Origin of the sequence: Brevibacillus fortis (assembly GCF_046196545.1) — a bacterium.
GTDB lineage: Bacteria > Bacillota > Bacilli > Brevibacillales > Brevibacillaceae > Brevibacillus > Brevibacillus fortis_A.
The window spans coordinates 3,023,326-3,042,871 of record NZ_CP176370.1; the positions used below are offsets into that span (position 1 = coordinate 3,023,326).

The 19,546-nt window shown below is 47.9% G+C and carries 1 protein-coding gene; it reads left to right on the forward strand.

The window, feature by feature from the left end:
• The first annotated feature begins 79 nt into the window (after positions 1-79).
• Complete coding sequence (gene tycC / locus ACKKE8_RS15465; RefSeq protein WP_409178911.1) at positions 80-19,543, forward strand: tyrocidine non-ribosomal peptide synthetase TycC; 19,464 nt, start codon at positions 80-82, stop codon at positions 19,541-19,543.
• The last annotated feature ends 3 nt before the right edge of the window (positions 19,544-19,546 follow it).

A 19,546-nucleotide genomic window follows, 5' to 3' on the forward strand; every position in this document is an offset into this window, starting at 1 on the left:
CTCCAATAAAAGTTGGGACATTTCGCTTTTATTGGAGGAACCCTCTTTAAATCGATAAATCACAGAGTTGAGGTGCAGAATGAATAAGCAGGAGAATATTGCAAAAATTTACCCGTTAACCCCATTGCAAGAGGGTATGTTGTTTCATGCTGTCAAAGATACGGACAGTAGCGCCTACTGCCTCCAGATGTCCGCAAAACTCCAAGGTGATTTTCACCTGCCAATATTTGAAGAGAGCATGAACAAGCTCGTAGAGAACTATGAAGTTTTGCGCACTGTGTTTGTTTATCAAAACCTGCAGCGACCTCGACAGGTTGTTTTTAAAGAGAGAAAAGTTACCGTTCATTTCGAAGACATTGCTCATTTGCCAATAGATGATCAGAACGATTACATAAAAGCGTATACCAGCCAGCATCATACGTTTGAGCTGACGAAAGACGTCTTGATGAAAGCAGCTATTTTCCAAACGAGGGAGAACCAGTATCAGTTCGTTTGGGCATTCCACCATATCATTGTCGACGGTTGGTCTTTGGGCGTATTGCTACATAAGCTGCTCGCGTACTATGCCGCCATTCGTAAGGGCGAAGCGGTTCCGCGGGAAGCGACCAAACCATACAGCGAATATATCAAATGGCTGGATAAGCAAAACAAAGAAGAAGCACTTACTTACTGGCAGAACTACCTGGAAGGCTATGACCATCAGGCTGATTTCCCTAAAAAGAAGAATGTTGCGGAAGATGGCCATTATGTACATGTGGAGAATCTTTTCACCGTCGCACCTGAGCAGACTCAGCAGCTGATGCAGATTGCCAATCAGAATCAGGCTACGATGAGCAGCGTGTTTCAATCTCTTTGGGGTATTTTGGCGAGCAAGTACAAAAATTCCGACGATGTGGTATTCGGTTCTGTTGTGTCAGGTCGTCCGCCAGGGATCCAGGGGATTGAGAGCATGGTTGGATTGTTCATTAACACGATCCCAACCCGTGTGCAAACGAACAGAAAACAAACTTTCAGTGGGCTGCTAAAAACAGTTCAGAAGCAAGCCTTGGCTTCTGCTTCTTATGATTTCGCTCCGCTGTACGAAATTCAGAGCAAGACGGTACTGAAACAGGAGTTAATCGATCATTTGGTAACGTATGAAAACTACCCGGATAGTGGTTTGAATGATCTGGAGGACTCCTTAGGCTTTCAATTCAACGTGGAAAATGGGGAAGAACAAACTTCCTATGATTTTAACGTTGTGGTAGCGGTCACACCTTCGAATGAGATGTATGTGAAGTTGAGCTATAATGCATCGGTTTATGAGGAGTCATTCATGAACCGAGTAGAAGGGCACTTGAAAACGATCATTGAACAGGTCATTCATAATCCGAATGTACTGCTTGAAGATATGGGAATCATCACGGATGAGGAAAAACAGCAATTACTGGTAGCTTATAACGACACGACCGCCGATTATCCACGCGACAAAATGATTTTCGAGCTGATCGCGGAGCAAGCAAGACAGACGCCTTCAAAAGTTGCGGTTGTTTGCGGGGAAGATCGACTTACTTACCAGGAGCTTCAGGAGCGCTCCAACCAGTTGGCAAGAGCTCTGCGTGGGAAAGGAATTACCCAAGGCAGTATCGTCTCCATTATGGCGGAGCATTCACTTGAGCTGATCGTGGCTATTATGGCAGTTCTAAAATCAGGCGGCGCCTATTTGCCGATTGATCCTGAGTATCCGATAGAGAGAATTCAGTATTTACTGGATGACAGTCAGACGACGATTCTCTTGACACAGTCTCATCTTCAGGAAAAAGTCGAATTTGAAGGTGACATCCTCTACCTAGACCATCCTTCCTTGTTTGAAGGAGACAGTACGGATCTTGACAATTCATGCACACCGGACGATTTGGCGTACATGATCTATACTTCCGGGTCCACGGGGAATCCGAAAGGTGCGATGATTACCCACCGAGGTCTAGTCAATTACATTTGGTGGGCGAACAAGGAGTATGTCCAAGGGGAAGCAGTAGACTTTCCGCTATACTCTTCCATTTCGTTTGATTTGACTGTGACCTCGATCTTCACGCCGCTTCTGTCAGGCAATACGATCTATGTCTACCGAGGAACAGATAAGGTACAGGTCATTTTAGACATCATCCAAGATAATCAAGTGGGAATCATCAAGCTGACGCCAACACATTTGAAACTGATTGAAGAAATAGATGGAACAAACAGCAGCATCCGACGGTTTATTGTCGGTGGTGAGAACTTGCCAACCCAATTGGCGAAGAGAATCTATGAGAACTTTGGACAGAATGTCAAGATTTTCAATGAGTATGGACCTACCGAAACAGTTGTGGGCTGCATGATTTATTTGTATGACCCTAAAAAAACCATCCAAGAATCGGTACCAATCGGAGTCCCTGCAGACAACGTCCAGCTTTATTTGCTCGATTCCTCTATGCAGCCGATACCCGTTGGCTCCATCGGCGAAATGTACATAGCTGGAGATGGCGTAGCCAAAGGATATTTCAATAGACCAGAGCTGACCGAGGAAAAGTTCATCGATAATCCGTTCCGACCTGGGACCAAAATGTATCGAACAGGCGATCTGGCGAAATGGCTGCCGGACGGCAATATGGAATACTTGGGAAGAATCGACCATCAAGTCAAAATTCGCGGGCATCGGATTGAGATGGGCGAAATTGAGACACGTTTGACCCAGCATGAATGGATCAAGGAAGCCGTCGTCATCGCTGAAAAGGATGACAGTGGTCAAAATGTGCTCTATGCCTACATTGTTTCCGAGCAGGAGTTGACCGTATCGGAATTGAGAGAGCTTCTGGGAAGTACACTTCCTTCCTACATGATCCCGTCCTTCTTTGTTCGTTTGGAGGAAATTCCGCTGACAGCCAATGGAAAAGTAGAGCGGAAGAAATTGCCGAAGCCTGACGGTGCAGTTGTAACGGGAACAGCGTACGTCGCTCCCCAGAATGAAACGGAAACAAAATTGGCTGAGATTTGGCAGCAGATCCTGGGGGTTAGCCGTGTAGGCGTTCACGATCATTTCTTTGATTTGGGCGGACATTCACTGAAGGCTATGACAGTCATCTTTCAAGTCTCTAAAGCGTTGGAAGTGGATTTGCCAGTAAAGGCACTGTTCGAGAATCCAACCGTATCCCAGCTCGCTGCTTTTATCTCGAACTCAGGGAAAAGCAAGTACACAGCCATTCAACCGGTTGAGGCAAAAGAATTTTATCCCGTATCTTCTGCTCAAAAGAGAATGTACATCCTTCAGCAATTGGAAGGAAGTGGCATCAGCTATAACATTTCAGGAGCAATGTTGCTGGAAGGAAAGCTGGATTACAATCGTTTTGCGAGCACGGTCCAACGACTGGCGGAGCGCCACGAAGCCTTGCGCACCTCCTTCCACCGTATCGATGGTGAGCCTGTACAGAAAGTGCATGATGAGGTAGAAGTACCAATCCTGATGCTGAAGTCTACGGAAGACAAGGCGGAGCAGATCATGCGCGATTTTGTCCGTCCTTTTGACCTCGGAATCGCTCCGTTGATTCGAACAGGTTTGGTCAAGTTGGGCAAAGACCGTCATTTGTTCCTGCTCGACATGCACCATATCATCTCAGACGGTGTTTCGTCCCAAATTTTGCTGAGTGAATTTGCCAAGTTGTACCAGGGAGAACCCTTGCAGCCTCTTTCTCTCCAATACAAGGATTTTGCTGCCTGGCAAAATGAGCTGTTCCAGACGGACGTGTACAAGAAGCAGGAGCTCCATTGGTTAAATACGTTCGCTGATGAAATACCTTTGCTCAATCTGCCGACTGATTATCCGCGCCCAACCATTCAAAGCTTTGAAGGGGATCTTGTCCTTTTTGACACAGGAAAAGAATTGACCGAGCGTTTGCGTAAGGTAGCAGCAGATACGGGAACAACCCTGTATATGGTCTTGCTCGCGGCTTACCATGTACTGCTGTCCAAGTATTCCGGCCAAGAGGATATCATTGTGGGTACGCCAGTCGCTGGTCGTTCCCATGCCGATGTGGAAAACATCATGGGGATCTTTGTGAATACGTTGGCGATGAGAAATCATCCTGTGAGCGACAAAGCCTTTACCCACTTCTTGCAAGAAGTGAAACAAAATGCGCTGGCGGCCTATGACAATCAGGATTATCCATTTGAAGAGCTGGTGGAAAAGCTGGCGATTCAACGTGACATCAGCCGAAATCCTTTGTTTGATACCATGTTTTCTTTGGAAAATGCGAATCAGCAGTCGCTGGAAATCGAGCAGCTTACAGCAGCTCCGTATGATCTGTTTAACAAAATTTCAAAGTTCGATCTTGCTTTGAATGCGAGTGAATCGCAGTCTGACATTCAATTCCAATTCGCATTTGGAACGAAGTTATTTAAGAAAGAAACCATCCAAAGAATGGCCCACCATTATCTGGGAATTCTGCGTACCATTAGTGCACAACCGAATGCCAAGTTAGCAGAAATCGACATGATGACAGAAGCAGAAAAACGTGCTCTTATTCTGAACGTCAACGATACTTTTGTCGAACGCTCCGCTGATCAGGTTTTGCACCAATTGTTTGAAGAGCAAGTATTGCTTACACCAGATCAAGCAGCTGTAACCTATGAAGGATACACCTTGACCTATCACCAGTTGAACGCCCGGGCCAATCAAGTAGCTCGTTTGCTACGGAGCAAAGGAACGCAACGAGATACGTTGATCGGAATTATGGTAGACCGTTCTATCGGGATGGTCGTGAGCATGTTAGCCGTGTTAAAAGCAGGTGGTGCGTATACGCCAATCGATCCTACCTACCCGGCAGAAAGAATCCAATACATGCTCAGCGACAGCAAAGCTCCCATTCTACTGACACAGCGTCATTTGAAAGAGACAGTAGAGTATGCAGGAGAAATCATCGACGTAGACGATGAAGCGATTTATGCGGGTGACGACACCAATCTTGACAATGTTGCTGGCAGGGATAACTTGGCCTATGTCATCTATACATCTGGATCGACCGGAAATCCCAAAGGGGTTATGATCGGGCATCAAGCGATTTGCAATCACATGCTTTGGATGAAGAATGCCTTCCCACTGACTACAGAGGATGCTGTCTTGCAAAAAACGCCGTTTTCCTTCGATGCTTCCGTATGGGAATTTTATTTGCCACTGATTACGGGGGGACGCCTGGTACTGGCAAAGCCAGACGGACATCGCGACATCGAGTACATGACTCGCATGATCAGAGCGGAGAAGATCACCACTTTACAGATGGTTCCTTCCTTGCTGGACCTGATCATGACCGAACCGGGATGGAGCTCTTGCATGAGCTTGCAACGTGTTTTCTGCGGTGGAGAAGCATTGACACCTGCACTTGTTTCACGCTTTTACCAGACGCAAACGGCACAGTTGATAAATCTTTATGGCCCGACAGAATCCACGATTGATGCAACATACTGGATTTGCCCTCGTTTGCCGGAGTATGGCGTGATTCCCATTGGCAAACCGATTGATAACGTCCGTTTGTACGTCGTAAATGCGAGCAACCAGCTCCAGCCTGTAGGGGTTGCAGGAGAACTGTGCATTGCTGGCGATGGTTTGGCCCGCGGCTACTGGAATCGTGAAGAACTGACAACAGCGAGCTTCATGGACAATCCGTTTGAACCAGGTAGCAGGATGTACCGTACTGGAGACATGGTAAGGTACCTAGCCTGCGGCAACGTGGAATACCTCGGACGCATCGACCATCAGGTCAAAATCAGAGGCCACCGGATCGAACTGGGTGAGATCGAAGCAAGGCTTTTGCAGCATGAATGGATAAAAACGGCTATTGTCCTTGCACGTACAGATGAAGAAGGGCAAAACAACTTGTACGCCTATATCGTTTCCGATCGGGAAATCAAGACAGCCGACCTGAGAGCTTATATGGCTTCCCATTTGCCATCTTATATGGTTCCTTCTTATTTTGTTTATTTGGAGAAGCTGCCGCTCACGGCAAATGGCAAGGTAGATCGCAAAGCATTACCTCAACCTGAGGGAGCATCCTCATCTGAAACCGTGTATGTAGCGCCGCGCAATGAAGTGGAAGCCACGCTCGCAGACATTTGGCAAAGTGTACTTGGTGTGAACCAAATCGGGGTACACGATCATTTCTTCGAGTTGGGCGGACACTCCTTGAAGGCGATGAACGTCATCTCTTTAATTCATCGCATCCTTCAAGTAGATGTGCCGTTGAAAACACTGTTTGAATCGCCTACGATCGCTGACTTGTCGGCATACATCGCTACTGCTGGCAAGGGCAAGTATACGACGATTGAACCTGTCGAGAAGCAGGAGTATTACGTGGTGTCTTCTGCACAAAAGAGAATGTTTATTCTCCGACAAATGGAAGGTGCAGACATCAGCTACAACATGCCGGGCATCCTGTACATCGATGGCAAGCTGGATACAGAGCGTTTGCAGCAAGCGCTCAAGAGTCTGGTGAGGCGCCATGAATCTCTGCGTACCTCGTTCCACTCCATGAAAGGAGAGACTGTAGCGCGCGTACGTGAAGATGTCGAGCTGGAAATCTCGTTGATGGAGTCAACAGAGGGAGAGCTCAAACAAATCGTCGAGCAATTTATTCAACCGTTCGATTTGGAAAAAGCTCCACTGATTCGCGCTGGACTGGTCAAACTGGCTGCGGAACGCCATCTTTTCATGCTGGATTTGCACCATATTGTCGTAGATGGTGTATCGATTGGCATTCTTGTTCAAGAGCTTGCGCAGCTTTACCACGGGGAAGAGCTGCCAGAACTGAGCATTCAGTACAAAGACTTTGCCCATTGGCAGAATCAATGGTTCGAGACGGAAGAGTTTGCTGCACAGGAAGCCTATTGGATCGATACCTTTACGGGAGAAATTCCTGTATTGAATCTTGCAACGGATTATCCGAGACCTTCTGTGAAAAGCTTCGAGGGTGAACGATTTGTTTTCAGCTCCGGTGCCCTTTTGAAAAAAGAATTGAATCGACTTGCCCAAGGTACAGGAGCTACGCTCTACATGGTTCTGCTGGCTGCCTACAATGTACTTCTCTCCAAATACTCTGGACAAGAGGACATTATTGTTGGTGCGCCTACTGCCGGCAGGTCCCATGCAGAAACGGATTCGATCATCGGTATGTTTGTCAATACACTGGCGCTGCGAAACGAGCCTGTGGGAGCCAAGACCTTCCTTAGCTTTTTGGACGAAGTAAAAAACAATACGCTGAAAGCATTTGAGAATCAGGATTATCCACTGGATGAGCTGATCGATAAGCTGAACATTCAACGGGATCTGAGCCGCAATCCTTTGTTTGACACCGTATTTATCTTGCAAAATATGGATCAGAAGCCGTTCGAAATGGAGCAACTGACGTTTACACCCTATATAGCAGAAGTGAATCAGGCCAAGTTTGATCTGTCATTAGAGGCGTACGAAGAAGATGAGGAGATCATCTTTAGCCTTGATTACTGCACCAAATTGTTTACACGAAAAACAATTGAAAAAATAGCGGCACATTTCATCCGAATCCTTCATGCCGTTATTGAGCAACAAGCCATTACATTGTCCGAAATCACGATGCTTTCTGATGAAGAAAAGCATCGCTTGTTAGTGGAATTCAACCAAACGCATAAGGAATATCCGCAGAACAAGACACTACATGAGCTGTTTGAGGAGCAAGTGGAAAAAACACCTCAGGTTGCTGCGGTTGAAATCGGCGATAAGCAGATGTCCTATCACGAACTGAATGAGCGAGCAAACCAGCTTGCCGTTACCTTGCGTGAACGGGGAGTAAAGGCCAACCAATTCGTAGGAATCATGGCAAACCGTTCTGTGGAAATGGTTGTGGGAATCATGGCCATTTTGAAAGCAGGTGGAGCCTACGTGCCTATCGATCCCGAATATCCGGAAGATCGTGTGGCCTTCATGCTGGAGGATTGCGAAGCCCGTCTGGTGCTTACCCAAAAACATCTTGGAGCTAAGCTGGCTTCCAGTGTGAGCGTGGAATGCCTGTATCTGGAGGAGGAGAAGAGCTATTCTCCCAACCGTTTGAACCTCGAGCCGATTCAAGCTGCTTCCGATTTGGCTTATGTCATCTACACATCAGGGACAACAGGCAAGCCAAAAGGAGTAATGATCGAGCATCGTGGCATTGTCAACAGTGTGTTGTGGAAGAAAGAGGAGTATCAGTTTAGTGTCCATGATAGAAATCTGGTGCCACTATCCTTTGCGTTTGATGCCTTTGTGCTTTCCTTCTTTACACCGATCCTTTCCGGTTCAACCGTCGTCTTGGCGGAGGATGAAGAAGCCAAAGACCCTGTATCTCTCAGAAACCTCATTGCAGCTGCGAGATGCACCCAAATGACATGCGTGCCAAGTTTATTCCAAGCGATATTGGAATGCGGTTCTGCTGCGGATATCAGCTCCCTGCAAACCGTCACACTAGGGGGCGAAAAAGTATCTGCTCAGCTCGTTGAGAAGAGCAATCAGCAGAATCCGCACCTGGTTATCGTCAATGAATACGGTCCGACAGAAAGCAGTGTCATCGCCACGTGGCAGCGAATTTCGCAACTGGATTCTGCGATAACGATCGGACGTCCCATTGCCAACACCAGCATCTATATCGTGGACAATTTCCATCAGCTACAGCCAATCGGCGTCGTCGGGGAAATTTGCATCGGTGGCCAAGGTTTGGCACGTGGATATTGGAACAAGCCGGAACTCACAGCAGAGAAGTTTGTTTCTCATCCGTATTCGGAAAGCGAGCGCATGTACAAGACGGGCGATCTAGGAAAGTGGCTCCCTGACGGAACGATTGAATTTATCGGTCGGTTGGATGAACAGGTAAAAGTAAGGGGCTATCGGATTGAAATCGGCGAGATTGAGTCGGTTATGCTCTCCTTTGAAAAGCTGACTTCGGCTGTCGTGATTGTCCATGAAGACCAACAGGGCCAATCGTCGCTTGCGGCTTATTACACGGCGGAAGAAAAGCTTGAAGTCTCGAATCTGTGGACGTATCTGTCACAAAGCTTGCCGTCTTACATGATTCCTGCGTACTTGATCCAGCTCGATCATCTCCCGCTTACCCCAAATGGAAAGATTGACAGGAAAGCCTTGCCGAAACCAGAAGGCAGACCTGTAACGGGAGCAGAATATGTGGCGCCAGCAAGTCCTGTGGAAAGCAGGCTGGTGGAGATTTGGGAACAGGTGCTTGGACTAAGCGAAATCGGTGTTCTCGACAACTTCTTCCAGTTAGGCGGGCATTCCTTGAAAGCCATGTCGCTCGCCGCACAGATCCATCGAGAGTATCAAGTCGAGCTTCCACTCAGAGTGCTCTTTGCGACACCTACGATCCAAGCATTGGCACAGTATATCGAGACAAGTGGAAAAGACACACATATACCGATTCAGGCTGTACCGCGGCAAGCGTATTATCCGGTTTCTTCTGCACAAAAGAGGATGTTTGTCCTGCGCCAGTTTGAAGGCACAGGCACAGTCTATAACATGCCAAGCGTGATGTTTATTGAAGGCGATCTGGATCATGCACGCTTTGAAACCGCGATACAGGGTCTAGTCAAGCGACACGAATCGTTACGGACATCCTTCCACACAGTGAATGGCGAGCCTGTTCAGCGTGTACATGAAGTAGTAGAACTCGATGTGCGCTATGAGGATTTGACGGAAGACCAATTCGAGCAAACCATCGAATCATTTGTGCAGGAATTTGATCTACAGAAGGCTCCGTTGTTGAGGGTCGGACTCTTCAGATTGGGAGAGAAGCGACATCTCTTCCTGATGGATATGCATCACATCATTTCGGATGGCGTCTCTGTCGGAATCATCATGGAAGAATTCTCGAAGCTGTATCGAAACGAATTTTTGCCAGAACTAACTGTTCAATACAAAGATTTTGCTGTCTGGCAGACAGATCTGTTCCAAACAGACATCTATACAAAGCACGAGAACTACTGGTTGAAGTCCTTCGCGGGTGACATTCCGGTACTGAATCTGCCCGCCGATTATTCTCGCCCGTTGGTTCAAAGCTTTGAGGGAGATTGCATTACGTTCCAGACAGACAAAACGTTGATGGACGATTTATACAAGCTCGCCCATGAGAACCAAACCACGCTGTTTATGGTCTTGCTGGCGGCTTACAATGTGCTCCTTTCCAAATACAGCGGCCAAGAAGACATCGTAGTGGGAACGCCGATTGCTGGCAGATCTCATGCGGATGTAGAAAAAGTCTTGGGGATGTTTGTCAATACATTGGCTTTGCGAAACTACCCTGACGGAACGAAATCGTTCCAGGCATTTTTGGAAGATGTCAAACAGAATACGCTGCAAGCATACGCCCACCAGGATTATCCGTTTGAAGCGCTGGTCGAAAAACTGGAAATCCAGCGGGATCTCAGCAGAAACCCGCTGTTTGACACCATGTTTATTTTGCAAAATCTGGACAAAAAAGCTTATGAGCTGGATGGGCTTAAATTTGAAGCCTACTCCGGAGATGGGCAGCAAGGCAACGCCAAATTCGATCTCACACTGGAAGCGCATGAAGATGAGACTGGAATTCATTTTGGTCTCGTGTACTCCACGAAATTGTTCCAAAGAGACACGATGGAAAGAATGGCAGATCATTTCCTCCAGGTGCTTCGAGGAGTCATTGCAGACCAAACAGCGGCGTTGCGTGAAATCAACTTGCTCGGCGAGGAAGAAAAACACCTTGTAACTGTTGCACTCAACAACACGTTTGCCGCGTATCCACGCGAAAGCGCGATTCAGGAGCTGTTCGAGGAGCAAGTGGAAAGAACACCAGAGCATACTGCAGTTGTGATGAACGAACAGTTGCTGACGTATCGGGAGCTGAACCAAAAAGCGAATCAGATTGCAAATGCTCTTCGCCGGGAGGAAATTGGGAAGGATTCCGTGGTGGGACTGATCGCAGATCGTTCTCTCGAGATGATCACAGGCATTATGGGGATCATCAAAGCGGGAGGCGCCTACCTGGGGATTGATCCAGAGCATCCATCCGAGCGCATTTCTTACATGCTAGAAGATGGCGGCGTGAAGGTTGTCCTTGTTCAAAGACATCTGTTGCATCTCGTCGAAGAAGGTCTCATTCCAATCATTTTGGAAGACGAGAGCCTGGAGCAAGAAGATGACAGCAATCTGACCGATTTCAATGACGCCAAAGACTTGGCCTATGTGATGTACACGTCGGGATCAACGGGCAAACCAAAAGGAGTCATGGTCGAGCATCGCAATGTCACCCGATTGGTGAAAAATACGAATTACGTTCAAGTACGCGAAGAAGATCGCATGATTCAAACAGGCGCTATTGGTTTCGACGCCATGACGTTTGAGATTTTCGGAGCTCTGTTGCATGGTGCTAGCTTGTTCCTCGTGAGCAAAGATGTTCTGTTGGATGCGGAGAAGCTGGGCAGCTTCCTGCGAGAGAATCGGATTACAACGATGTGGTTAACTTCACCACTGTTTAACCAGCTTTCGCAAGACAACCCGGCGATGTTTGATGGCTTACGTGCGTTAATCGTCGGTGGCGAAGCACTGTCTCCGAGACACATCAACAAAGTGAACAGCGCCCATCCCGCTCTGGAAATTTGGAATGGATACGGACCGACAGAGAACACAACTTTCTCTACATGCTATTTGATTGAGAAGGAATTCGAAGACAATATTCCGATTGGGAAGCCGATCACGAACTCCACTGCTTATATCGTGGATCGCTACAATCAGCCGCAGCCAATTGGGGTGCCGGGTGAATTGTGCGTAGGTGGAGACGGGGTAGCCAGAGGTTATTTGAACAAGCCAGAATTGACTGCCGAGAAGTTTGTTCCGAATCCATTTGTTTCTGGTGAAAACATGTACCGCACAGGGGATTTGGCGAGATGGAAGGCGGATGGAACAATTGAGTATTTGGGACGTATCGACCAACAGGTAAAGATCAGAGGCTATCGGATCGAGCTTGGGGAAATCGAGACCGTTATCACCAATCTGGCAAAGGTAAAAGAAGCTGTCGTTACGGTAATGGATGATACGAACGGCCAGAAAGCTCTCTGCGCTTATTTTGTTCCAGAAACGGAAATCGACGTAGCAGAGTTGAGAGAAGCAATTTCCAAAGAATTGCCTAGCTACATGGTGCCAGCGTTCTATGTCCAAATGGATAAACTGCCTTTGACTGCAAACGGAAAGCTCGATCGCAGAGCATTGCCTGAACCAACTGGTGATCGGGTTCAAAGCTCCACATATGTCGCTCCACAAAACGCAACGGAGACGAAGCTGGCTGAGATTTGGCAAGGGGTACTCGGTATTCATGCGATAGGCATTCACGACAACTTCTTTGAACTGGGCGGACATTCCCTGAAGGCCATGAATGTGATCACGCAGGTGCACAAAGCATTTCAGGTTGAGCTTCCGTTAAAAGCACTGTTTGAATCTCCTACGATTCATGAACTGGCTGCCTATATCACCGCGAGTGAAATAGAACAGTTCGAAACCATTCAACCAGTAGAGCAAGCAGACTTTTACCCAGTCTCGTTCGCTCAAAAAAGAATGTACATCCTGCATGAGTTTGAAGGAAGCGGGATCAGCTACAACGTGCCAAATGTGCTGATAATAGATGGCCATCTGGATTACGAACGTTTTGAACATGCGATCCGAACACTGGTAAAACGACATGAATCCTTGCGAACATCCTTCCATTCGAAAAACGGGGAACCCGTACAACGAGTCCATGAGCATGTCACCCTGCAAATCGGTATTTCTGAGGCGACAGAAGACCAAGTAGAGCAACGGATTCAGGAGTTGGTCCAGCCGTTTGATCTGGAAGTGGCTCCGTTGTTCCGGGTTGACTTGATCAAACTGGGAGCAGAACGACATTTGTTCTTCATGGATATGCACCACATTATCTCGGATGGCGTATCGCTTGCAGTCATCGCCAAGGAGTTTGCGAGCTTGTACGAAGAAAAGCAGCTTCCTGACATGCGCATTCAGTACAAAGATTTTGCTGCTTGGCAAACGAAGCTGTCCCAGTCTGAGCGTTTTCAAAAACAGGAGGATTATTGGACGAATGTCTTTGCAGGGGAGATCCCGTTACTCAACCTGCCAAATGATTTCCCAAGACCTACTGTACAAAGCTTCGAAGGCGACACAGTAGCAATCGGTACAGGAAATCAATTGCTTGGGGAGTTGCGGCAACTCGCTGCAAATACGGGCTCAACACTGTTCATGGTGCTTTTGGCAGCCTACAATGTACTGCTGTCCAAATACGCAGGACAGGAAGAAATCGTAGTCGGCACACCGATTGCAGGTCGATCCCACGCAGATGTGGAACGAATCGTCGGCATGTTCGTCAACACGCTTGCCTTGAAAAATGTAGCAGGAGGCAACCTGACCTTCCGCGAGTTTTTGGGTGACGTGAGACAAAATGCGCTACATGCGTTTGAACATCAGGATTATCCGTTTGAACATCTCGTAGATAAGCTGCAAGTGCGGCGCGATCTAAGCCGAAATCCTCTGTTCGATACGATGTTCAGTCTGGGGCTTGCGGACTCATCTGCATTAGAAATTGCAGGACTCAACATGTCTCCTTACCCGGTAGATGGCAAGATCGCGAAATTCGATATCGCTCTGGATGCGATGGAACAACAGGATGAGCTTCTCGTTCAGTTCAGCTATTGCACGAAGTTGTTTGCAAAAGAATCGATCGATCGCATGGCAACGCATTACGTCAATCTTCTAAAGTCGATCATTGCCAATCCAGATAGCAAGCTGGCAGAGATCAGTGTCTTGTCAAAAGATGAGATGGAGCAAATGCTGCATGATTTCAATGCAACAAAAGCCGCTTATCCAACGAACAAAACGTTCCAGGAGCTATTCGAAGAGCAGGTCGAAAAAACACCGAACCAGATAGCTGTCATCTTCGAGGATGAACAGTTAACGTATCGCGAATTAAATGAAAAAGCAAACCAGCTCGCACGTGTATTACGCCAAAAGGGAGTCAAGCCAGAGAGCACGGTCGGCATCATGGTAGACCGCTCCTTGCACATGGTGGTAGGGACGCTCGGTATTTTGAAAGCCGGTGGCGCCTACGTCCCAATTGATCCAGAGTACCCATTGGAGCGTCAAGCATTCATTTTGGAAGATAGCGATGCGAAACTATTCCTTACTTTGCAAAAGCTGAATACGCAGCTCGCATTCCCTCACGAAACTCTCTATCTGGATGCAGAGGGGCTGTATCAGGGGGAAGCGAGCAATCTGGAGCCTGTGGCACTGCCGGAACACGCCGCTTACATCATTTATACTTCCGGTACGACTGGCAAGCCAAAAGGGGTCGTGATCGAGCACCGGAGCTATGCGAATGTCGCGTTTGCTTGGCAGGATGAGTATCACTTGGACACCTTCCCGGTTCGCTTGCTGCAAATGGCGAGCTTCGCCTTTGACGTTTCGACTGGCGATTTTGCTAGAGCATTGCTCACAGGAGGGCAGCTGGTCATTTGCCCGAATGAGGTCAAAATGGATCCTGCTTCCTTGTACGAAATCATCAAGCGGTATGAAATCACTATTTTCGAAGCGACACCAGCTTTGATCATGCCGTTGATGCATTACATTTACGAAAACAAGCTCGACATCAGTCAGATGAAGCTCCTGATTCTCGGAGCGGACAGTTGTCCAGCAGAAGACTTCAAGACCCTGCTCGCGAGATTCAGCCAGACGTTGCGCATTGTTAACAGTTATGGGGTAACAGAGGCGTGCATCGATTCCAGCTATTATGAAGAAACGGATGTCTCATCGATCCGCTTTGGAACGGTACCGATCGGAAAACCGCTGCCGAACATGCAGATGTATGTCATGGATCAACAATTGAATCTTCAGCCTGTTGGAGTCGTGGGTGAGTTGTGCATCGGTGGAGCAGGGGTCGCTCGCGGTTATTTGAACAGACCTGAGCTGACACTGGAGAAGTTCGTACCGAATCCTTTCGCGCCAGGTGAACTGCTGTATCGTACGGGTGATTTGGCGAAGTGGCGTGCGGATGGCAATGTGGAATTCCTGGGTCGTAACGATCATCAAGTGAAAATCAGGGGTGTCCGTATCGAGCTGGGCGAAATCGAGACACAGCTGCGCAAGCTGGACGGAATTTTGGAAGCAGTTATCATCGCAAGAGAGGATCACAGACAAGAAAAGTATTTATGCGCGTACATGGTGGCAGAGCACGAGATCGACACGGCACAAGTACGCCAGGAATTGCTAAAGGAATTGCCTCAAGCGATGATTCCATCGTATTTCGTATCACTTGAAGCACTGCCGCTTACCGCAAATGGGAAAATCGACAGACGTTCCTTGCCGGCGCCAGATGTATCTTTGCTGAGAACGACGGAGTACGTAGCACCTCGTACAGAATTGGAAGCACAATTGGCCCGCGTATGGGAGCAAGTGCTGAATATGGAACAATTAGGGATTCAGGATGATTTCTTTGCAATTGGCGGTCACTCCCTGCGTGCAATGCGTGTGATTTCGAGCATGCATAACGAATATCAAGTCGATATTCCGCTTCGTGTTTTGTTCGAAAAACCGACGATTCAGCAATTGGCTGCACACCTCGAAGAGACAGCTAGAGGGTATGTCATTTCGATTCAACCAGCACCTGCACAAGAGTATTACCCAGTTTCATCGGCTCAAAAGCGCATGTATATCCTCCATCAGTTCGAGGGAGTCGGCATCAGCTACAATATGCCTTCAACCATGCTGATCGAAGGGAAGCTGGAACCGGAACGATTAGAGACAGCGTTCAAGCAGCTGATTGCGCGACATGAAAGTCTACGTACGTCTTTTGCCGTTGTAAATGGAGAACCTGTTCAGAAGATTCACGAGGAAGTTTCTTTTGAACTTTCGTATACAACGATCACAGAAGACCAGGCACAAGAGGTTCTTTCCTCCCTCGTTCAGCCATTCGATCTGGGAGTAGCGCCGCTCATTCGCGTACGTCTTCTGCATATCGGAGAAGATCGTCATGTGCTCTTTACCGACATGCATCATAGCATTTCCGACGGTGTATCGTCTGGTATTCTCCTGACAGACTTAGTGCAGCTGTATCAAGGGGATGTTTTGCCAGAGCTGCGAATCCAGTACAAGGACTTCTCTGTATGGCAACAGGAGCTTTTCCAATCCGATGCCTTCAACAAGCAAGAAGAGTACTGGGCTCAAGTGTTTGCAGACGAAATTCCAGTGCTAAACCTGCAAACGGATTTCACCCGACCAAGCATTCAAAATTTCGCAGGGGATCAGTATACCATCGGAACCGGTAAACAACTCATGGAAGGCTTGAACCAGCTGGCCCGAGAAACGGGAACGACGCTGTACATGGTGCTCCTCGCAACGTACAACGTATTGCTTTCCAAGTATTCCGGGCAAGAGGATATTATCGTCGGCACACCGATTACAGGCAGATCCCATGCTGAACTGGAACCGATTGTCGGTATGTTTGTCAACACATTGGCGATGAGAAACAAGCCGCATGCTGGAAAAACATTCTCCGAGTTGTTGCTGGAAGTCAAGCAGAATGCACTGGACGCTTACGCTCATCAGGATTATCCGTTTGAAGAGCTGGTGGAAAAACTGGACATACCGCGAGACTTGAGCAGAAACCCGCTCTTCGACACTATGTTTACTGTGCAGAACAACATGGATGATTCCATCGACCTGCTTGGCTTGACACTTGCTCCTTTCATGACTGATCAGGCTGGCAGCCATTCCAAATTTGATTTGACGTTGATTGCCACAGAAGAGCGTGAAGAGATTAGCATCGGCGTGGAGTACAGCACAAGCTTGTTTACAAGAGAAACCATTGAACGGTTAAGCAACCACTTCATGGCAATTGCACAAAGCGTTGTGCAAAATCCGCATATCCGCTTGAGTGAGATCGACATGCTCACAAAGGAGGAGAAGCAGCAAATTTTCGAGAATTTCAATGATACATCTGTAAAATATTTACAAGACAAAACGTTGCATCAATTATTCGAAGAGCAAGTCGCGAAGACGCCAGATCAGGAAGCGATTCTCTTTAATGGTCAGTCACTGACGTTCAGCGAGCTCAATGAGCGAGCCAACAGACTGGCAAGAGTTCTGCGCACCAAAGGAATTGGACCTGATCGTCTTGTGGCAGTTATGGCAGAGCGCTCACCAGAGATGATCATTGGCATCCTCGGTATTTTAAAGGCAGGCGGTGCGTATGTTCCGATCGATCCGGCGTATCCGCAAGAACGCATTCAGTACTTGCTTGCGGACAGCGACGCAGCACTGCTTCTCTGCCAGTCTCATCTGTCAGAACTATTGTCTCGTGTGTCGAGCGGACTTGACTGGCTTGATCTGGATGCAGAGCATGACGTCGAGATGGATGGCTCCAATCTCGCATCACTCAATCAACAGACCGATCTCGCCTATGTGATCTATACATCGGGGACGACCGGTAAGCCGAAGGGCGTCATGATACCACATCAGGGAATCGTCAATTGCTTGCAGTGGAGAAGAGATGAGTATGGATTCGGACCGGGAGACAAGGCGTTGCAGGTATTCTCTTTTGCCTTCGATGGGTTTGTAGCCAGCTTGTTCGCTCCGCTTCTCGGAGGTGCTACTTGCGTCTTGCCGAGAGAGGAAGAAGCCAAAGATCCGGTAGCGCTGAAAAAGCTGATTGCCTCAACGGGAGTCACACATTATTACGGTGTACCGAGTTTATTCCAAGCGATTCTGGATTGCTCAACTGCTGCAGATTTCACTCCTCTGCGTTGCGTAACATTGGGAGGCGAGAAACTACCTGCGCAGCTTGTGCAAAAAACGAAAGAAAAGCATCCAGCAATCGAGATCAACAATGAATACGGTCCGACTGAAAACAGTGTCGTCACCACCATCTCTCGTTCAATCGAAGCAGGGCAAGACATCACGATTGGGCGACCGCTAGCCAATGTCCAGGTTTACATCGTAGATACACAACATCACTTGCAACCGATCGGCGTAGTGGGAGAGCTATGCATCGGAGGACCCGGACTTGCAAGAGGTTATTTGAATAAACCAGAGCTCACACAAGAAAAGTTCGTTCCGAATCCGTTTGTGCCAGGAGAGCTCATGTATAAAACGGGTGACTTGGTGAAATGGCGGACAGATGGCACGATCGATTACATCGGTCGGGCTGACGAACAGGTGAAGGTGAGAGGGTACCGCATCGAGATCGGGGAAATCGAGAGCACCATACTCGCTTACGATGGCATCGATCAAGCAGTGGTAGTTGTGCAAGAAGATGAGTTAACTGCCGGACAGTATCTTTGCGCCTATCTGGTCACAGCAGCAGAGGTATCCGTTTCTGAGCTGAGAAGGCATTTGGCGAAGGAACTGCCTGCTTACATGGTTCCAAGCTATTTTGTCCAGTTGGATCAACTGCCACTTTCGGCCAATGGAAAAGTGGATCGCAAAGCGTTACCGAAGCCACAGTCATCAGATGCGACCACTCGTGAGTTCGTGGCACCAAGAACTGCGACTGAGCATCAATTGGCATCCATTTGGCAGGAAGTTTTGGGGATCGAACCGATCGGCATCACTGACCATTTCTTTGAACTGGGTGGACATTCATTGAAAGCAACGCTGCTCGTTGCAAAGATGTATGAGTACATGCAGATTGAACTGCCATTGAACCTCATCTTCCAGCATCCAACCATTGAGAAGGTAGCGGATTTCATCACGCACAAGAACTTCGAGGGCAACTCCGGAAGAGCCATTCTCTTAAATGAAGAGACGGCGAGAAAGGTATTCTGCTTTACGCCAATTGGTGCCCAGAGTGTCTATTACCAGAAGCTTGCTGATGAAATCAAGGGCGTTTCTCTGTATAGCTTTGATTTCATCGAAGAAGACAATCGACTTGAGCAGTACATTGAAGCCATCGTCGCGATTGATCCAAAAGGACCCTATACGCTCATGGGATATTCATCGGGAGGCAATCTGGCGTTTGATGTTGCAAAAGAACTGGAGAACCAAGGATATGTCGTGACCGACCTCATCTTGTTCGATTCGTACTGGAAAGACAAGGTGATGGAAAGAACTCTGGCGGAAACAGAGAGTGACATTGCCCAGTTATTTGCTGAAATTGGAGAAAACATCGAGATGTTCAACATGACACAAGAAGACTTCCATTTGTATGCTTCCAATGAATTCGTCAAGCAAAGCTTCATGCGAAAAACGGTCAGCTACGTCATGCACCACAATCAACTGATCAATTCGGGTACAACAAACGCAGCGATTCACCTCATTCAATCAGAGCTGGAATCGGGCGAGGAAGATCTAGTCGCAGTCAAATGGAATGAAGCCGCTTGGGCACAGGCTACGAAACGACTGATGACGTACGAAGGGTACGGAATCCACTCCAGAATGTTGGGAGGAAATTACGTGACGATGAATGCCTCCATCCTCCGAGACATCCTGCAAGAGCTGTTCATTCTGAAATAAGAT